Origin of the sequence: Candidatus Synechococcus spongiarum (assembly GCF_900047545.1) — a bacterium.
Classification (GTDB): Bacteria; Cyanobacteriota; Cyanobacteriia; order PCC-6307; family Cyanobiaceae; genus Synechococcus_B; species Synechococcus_B spongiarum_C.
In genome coordinates, this window is record NZ_FITM01000058.1 from 1 (window position 1) to 6,216 (window position 6,216).

Consider the following 6,216-nt stretch of genomic DNA (forward strand, 5'->3'; position numbering starts at 1 on the left):
AACACCCGCACCAGTCCGGAGGTGGTCTATCGGGAGGACGGGAGCCCGGTGTACGCCTACGTGCCGGCCATTGGCCGCACCGAGGGACAGCATTGCTCGTTTGTGGACGAGGAGCAGGTGCAAGGACTGCTGCTGCAGGGTCCCCGTAGCCAGCCCGTGGCGGAGGGGGAGGGCCAGTGGTGCCTGGCGGTGGGGCAGTTGCCGCCGGGGGTGGAGTTGCAGCGCTGTGGACGCTGGAATCCCGGTGGTGACGGTGCAGAAATCTGGACCCCGTTTTCCCGGGACGGGTCCATCCCCCAAACCATGGATACCCGCCGCAGTGGCGTGGATGATCCCTCAGCGGTTGCCATGGCCATGGGCTTTGAATTGCAGCCGGGGGCGACGCTGACGTTGCCCCTGGTGATCAGTTGGGACCTGCCAGTGACGGAGTTTGCCCAGGGCATCACCAGCCACCGGCGCTATACGGACTTTTTTGGGCGCTCCGGTAGCCATGCCACAGCCATTGCCGCTGAGGCAATACAGGACTGGCCCCGGTGGCGCCAGGCCATCCACCGCTGGCAGCAACCTGTCCTGGAGCAGGAGGAGCTGTCTGAGGCGGTGCGGATGGCCCTGTTCAACGAACTGGGTGATCTGGCCAGCGGCGGCAGCCTCTGGACCGCTGCTACCGCTGATCGACCGATGGGACACTTCGGTGTCCTGGAATGTCCGGATTATTCCTGGTATGAAAGCCTAGACGTGCGGCTCTATGGCTCCCTTGCCCTGGTCCAGTTGTGGCCGGAGTTGGATAAGGCCGTGCTCCGTGACTTCGCCCGGGCGATCCCCAGTGAGGACTTACGGCCTCGGCTCATCGGCTGGCACATGACCAAAGGACAAGAGCCTGTCCATGCACCCCGTAAACGGTTCCAGGCCACGCCCCACGACCTGGGGGCACCCAATGAACATCCCTTCACGGCCACCAACTACACTGCCTACCAGGACTGCAATCTCTGGAAAGACCTGCCCAGTGACTTTGTGCTCCAGGTGTGGCGCACCTTCCGCTGGGGGGGCCAGGATCTGCGCTTCCTGGCGGATTGCTGGCCGGCGGTGGACAGTTGCCTCCGCTACTTGAAGACGTTTGACCAGGACGGGGACGGTCTTCCCGACCATGGCGGTGCCCCTGATCAAACCTTTGATGACTGGCCTATGAAGGGCGCCAGCGCCTATTGCGGTGGGCTGTGGATTGCGGCCCTGGAGGCGGCCTTGGCCAGCGCCCAACAGTTGTCTCTTCGCCTGGGCCTGGACACCACCGCCAGCCAACGGGATTTTGGCGCCTGGTTACAGCAGGCCCGCAGCGCCTATGACCGCCTGTTGTGGAGAGGGCAACACTACGCCTTTGATACCCATACAGAAGGGTCGGTGGTGATGGCGGACCAACTCTGTGGCGACTTCTATGCCCGCCTGCTGGGCCTCCCGTCCGTGGTGAGCGAAGAGCGGGCCCGCACCACCCTGGCCACTGTCTGCAGGGTGTGCTTCACCGGGTTTCATCGGGGAAAACACGGGGTTGTCAACGGCCTCAGGGAAGACAGCAGCCCCGTGGATCCCCAGGGAACTCACCCCCAGGAGATCTGGACCGGCATCAATTTTGCTCTGGCCGCCTACTGCTGCCTTTTGGGGGACCAGAAGACCGCCATGGCCATCAGCGGCAGGGCGATTGAACAGATCTATGGCCATGGCCTGCAATTCCGCACGCCGGAAGCGATCACGGTTGATGGTCACTTTCGGGCGTGTCACTACCTGCGGCCCATGGCCGTCTGGGCCATCTGGGCGGCCCACACCCGGTGGCAACCCTTCCCCATGCCGAAGGACTGATGGACCCCATGGATGAATTCTGGATGGAGCGGGCGTTGGCGCTCGCCGCATTGGGACGGTGGACCACCAGCCCCAACCCTATGGTGGGCGCCGTGGTGCTGGATGCCCATGGGCAGTTGGTGGGGGAAGGGTTTCACAGGGCGGCGGGGCAACCCCATGGAGAGGTGTTGGCCCTGCAACAAGCGGGGGCGAGGGCACGGGGGGGCACACTGTATGTCACTCTGGAGCCCTGCTGCCATCACGGCCGCACCCCCCCCTGCACCGAGGCCGTTCTTGCAGCCGGCTGCCGGCGCGTGGTGGTGGCCATGGCGGATCCTGACCCCCGGGTTGCCGGTGGTGGTCTTGCATGCCTGCGGCAAGCGGGGCTGACGGTGGTGCAGGGGGTGGGAGAAGCCCGTGCCCGCGCCCTCAACCAGGCTTTTCTGTACCGGGTGGGCCATGGGCGTCCTTGGGGTGTGCTCAAGTGGGCCGCCAGCGTGGATGGGCGCATTGCCACCACAACAGGGGACAGCCAGTGGATCAGTGGCGTACCGGCGCGCCAGTGGGTTCACCAACTGCGGTCCCAGTGTGACGCGGTGCTGGTGGGGGCCGGCACGGTGCGCTCGGACGACCCCCTCCTCACCAGCCGTGGTCAACGGCAACCCGAGCCCGTGCGGGTGGTGCTGAGCCGTCGCCTGCAGCTTCCCCACCAGGCTCGGCTATGGAATCAAACACTGGCCAGAACCATGGTGTTTTACGGTCCTGACGCCAATCCCGTTGCCGTGACCCAACTGGCACAACAAGGGGTGGAGTGTGTGGCTGTGGAGCCCTGCTCCCCAAGGACGGTGCTGGAGCATTTGGCAAAGCGGGGGTGCAACAAGGTGTTGTGGGAGTGCGGCCCCACCTTGGCGGCTGCAGCCGTGCGGGAGGGGTGTGTTCAGGAGGTGGCCGCTGTGCAGGCGCCCAAGCTGCTGGGGGGGCTGGCGGCCTCAACGCCACTGGGGGACCTCCAAATCACCACCATGGCCCAGAGCCTGCCGCTGAGCAAACCCCGTCTGGAGCGCTGTGGTGGTGACCTGATCTGGCGCTTCCATCTGGACAGCCCCACAGCGACCGCCTGATGGCTTCATGGCTCTGTATCATTCGGGAAACCGTTCCACTGGAGCTGACTCTGCGGCTTAGCGTGAAGCGACTCGCTCAGCCCTCGTGTCGCTTCAGCGCCAAGACAACAACGAACCCCGACGACGTTTTGGATGGGTCAACCTTATTTTAGTTGGGATTGGTGTGTTGTTGTTATTGGGCAGTTTTTTGCCCCGCCCTGCCATGCAGGTGCCCCGCGTTCCCTATTCCCTCTTCATTGACCAGGTGAACGATGAACGGGTGGCCAGGGCCTACATCACCCAGGACCAAATCCGCTACGAACTCAAGCAGCCGGTGGATGGGGAGCCTCCCCTGCTGGCCACCACGCCCATCTTCGACATGGACCTACCCCAGCGGTTGGAGCGACACGGTGTGGAGTTTGCCGCGGCGCCGCCCAAGCGTCCCAGTGTGTTCAATACCATCCTGAGCTGGGTGGTGCCGCCACTGATCTTTATTCTGGTGCTCCAGTTCTTCGCACGACGTCAAATGGGTGGTGGTGGCCAGGGGGCCCTCAGCTTCACCCGCTCCAAGGCCAAGATCTATGTTCCCGATGAGCAATCACGGGTCACCTTTGCAGACGTGGCCGGTGTGGACGAGGCCAAGCAAGAGCTGACGGAAATTGTCGACTTTTTGAAAAAACCACAGCGCTATGCTGTTTTGGGGGCAAAAATTCCTCGCGGTGTGCTGTTGGTTGGACCTCCCGGAACCGGGAAAACCCTTCTCTCCAAGGCCGTTGCCGGAGAAGCCAACGTTCCGTTCTTTATCATTTCCGGCTCGGAGTTTGTGGAGTTGTTTGTGGGAGCCGGCGCAGCGCGGGTGCGGGACCTGTTTGAGCAAGCCAAGAAAAAAGCCCCTTGCATCATCTTTATCGACGAACTGGACGCCATTGGCAAAAGCCGCTCCGGGTCCATGGGCGTGGTGGGCGGCAATGACGAGCGGGAGCAAACCCTCAACCAGTTGCTCACGGAGATGGACGGCTTTAACGCCTCCGATAAGCCCGTGATTGTGCTGGCCGCCACCAACCAGCCGGAAACCCTTGATGCCGCCCTGCTGAGGCCGGGGCGCTTTGACCGGCAAGTGTTGGTGGATCGCCCTGATCTGAGTGGTCGCCGCACCATTTTGGAGATCTACGGCAACAAGGTGAAGCTGGATCCCAGCGTGAATCTGGAGACCATTGCCGCCGCCACCAGTGGTTTTGCCGGTGCGGATCTGGCCAATCTGGTGAATGAAGCCGCCCTGCTGGCAGCACGCGCTGATCGCAAGACGGTGACCCAGGCGGATCTACAGGAGGCCATTGAAAGGGTTGTGGCTGGCCTGGAGAAGCGCAGCCGCGTCCTCGCCGACGATGAAAAGCGCATCGTTGCCTACCATGAGGTGGGCCATGCCATCGTGGGCCATCTGATTCCCGGCGGCAGCAAAGTGGCTAAAATTTCCATTGTGCCCCGCGGCATGTCTGCCCTGGGCTACACCTTGCAATTGCCCGTGGAGGATCGCTTCCTCAATTCCAAGGAAGATCTTCAGGGTCAGATCACCACACTGCTGGGGGGACGCTCTGCCGAGGAGATTGTCTTTGGCAAGGTCACCACGGGCGCAGCCAATGATCTGCAACGTGCCACAGACATCGCTGAGCAGATGGTGAGCACCTATGGCATGAGCAGTGTGTTGGGTCCACTGGCCTATGACCGGCAGACCGGTAACCGCTTCCTTGGCCAGACCAACAACCCGCGCCGCGCCGTCAGTGATGCCACGGCCGAATCTATTGATCGAGAGGTGCGCCAGTTGGTGGACAATGCCCACAATCATGCTCTGGCCATTCTGGAGTCCAACCGGGAGTCCCTGGAAGTGATTTCTCAGAAGATCTTGGAAAAAGAGGTGATTGAGGGAGAAGAACTGCAAACTCTTCTGAATCAGTGCCAAGCCCCTGAGCCCGTTCAGGTATAAGGGCTCTTTGGAAGCCCCTGCTATGACCTTCCCTGGTGGCCACTTCCTTGGGGTTGAGGCTTGCAGTCGCCAGGAGTGGCTCAAGCTGCTCCGGTTGGCAGGAGCCATGAAGCGGGGAGAGGTCCGGTTGCCCACCCCCGGCACCGTCAAGGTGCTGGGGCTTTTGTTTTCCAAGCCTTCCACCCGCAGCCGGGTCAGTTTTGCGGTGGCCATGGCTCGTCTGGGGGGGCAAACCCTGGATTTACCACCCGGCAGCACCCAGGTGAGCCGCGGCGAGCCCATTGCCGACACAGCTCGGGTCCTCAGCCGCTATGTGGACGCCCTGGCCATTCGCACCTTTGCCCAGGCTGATCTTGAGGCCTATGCCCGGGCCAGCACCGTTCCCGTGATCAACGCCCTCAGTGACGTGGAGCACCCTTGCCAGGTGATTGCGGACTTCCTCACCCTGCAGGAGTGCTTCTCCGATCTGGATGGCCTGACCATGGCATACATCGGCGACGGCAACAACGTGGCCCACTCCCTTCTGCTGGCTGCTGCCCTGCTGGGTGTTCATCTGCGGGTCGCAACCCCCCGGCAGTATGGACCGGATCCCGCCGTGGTGCAGCGGGCTCGGCAACTGGGCCAGGGGCGATGCACCGTGACCGTGCTCCACGACCCCGTAGAAGCCTGCCGCGGCGCTCAGGCTGTCTATACCGACGTGTGGTCATCCATGGGTCAGGAAGCAGCAGCCCGGCAGCGCCGCCGTGATTTTGCCGGGTATTGCCTGAATGCGGACCTGCTGGCTCACGCAGCGCGGGATGTTGTTGTGCTCCACTGCTTACCTGCTCACCGGGGGGAGGAAATCAGCAACGAGGTGCTGGAAGGGCCGGAAAGTCGAGTCTTTTTGCAAGCTGAGAATCGCCTCTACGGCCAGCAGGCCCTGCTCGCCCTGTTGCTGGATCTCGCCTGAGATCATGGATCACGAACAATTCCGTCACGAATCCAGGGGCAGGCTGGACAAATGGGTGAAAATCTGGCACATCTGTATTGACTGCCCGAATGGTTGATGCAGCCCGCACCCCTCACCGCTGCCCAGCAAGAGCTTTACGATTGGATCGTTGAATTTCTGAACGACCATGGCCATGCCCCGTCCATCCGCCAGATGATGGAAGCCATGGGCCTTCGCTCACCGGCGCCCATCCAAAGTCGTTTGCGCTATCTCCAAAAGAAGGGCTGGATCCAGTGGCAGCCGGGTCGAGCCCGTACCCTGCAGTTGAAGACTGCTCCCGCCACGGGAATCCCCGTTTTGGGAATGGTCTTTGCGGGGGG

Annotated in this window: 5 protein-coding genes; all 5 read left to right on the top strand. The window is 62.5% G+C overall.

What is annotated here, in order from left to right; translation table 11 throughout:
* Nucleotides 1–1,848: GH116 family glycosyl hydrolase (locus FLM9_RS02185; RefSeq protein ID WP_074457047.1), on the top strand; the 1,848-nt coding region annotated here is incomplete at its 5' end.
* Between the two features lie 8 nt (nt 1,849–1,856).
* Nucleotides 1,857–2,948: a bifunctional diaminohydroxyphosphoribosylaminopyrimidine deaminase/5-amino-6-(5-phosphoribosylamino)uracil reductase RibD gene (gene ribD, locus FLM9_RS02190; RefSeq protein ID WP_257242964.1), complete on the top strand. Its 1,092-nt coding sequence runs from the start codon at nt 1,857–1,859 to the stop codon at nt 2,946–2,948.
* Nucleotides 2,949–3,033: 85 nt separating this feature from the next.
* The gene (ftsH, locus tag FLM9_RS02195) at nt 3,034–4,908 is read left to right on the top strand and encodes an ATP-dependent zinc metalloprotease FtsH (RefSeq protein WP_074457049.1); all 1,875 of its coding nucleotides are present in this window, start codon (nt 3,034–3,036) and stop codon (nt 4,906–4,908) included.
* A 22-nt stretch (nt 4,909–4,930) separates the two neighbouring features.
* Nucleotides 4,931–5,857 carry an ornithine carbamoyltransferase gene (argF, locus tag FLM9_RS02200; protein ID WP_074457050.1) on the top strand — a complete coding sequence of 309 codons (927 nt, stop codon included), beginning with the start codon at nt 4,931–4,933 and terminating at the stop codon, nt 5,855–5,857.
* 96 nt (nt 5,858–5,953) lie between these two features.
* Nucleotides 5,954–6,216, top strand: a 263-nt coding sequence (locus tag FLM9_RS02205; protein ID WP_498039857.1) for a LexA family protein, incomplete at its 3' end; no start/stop codon positions are given.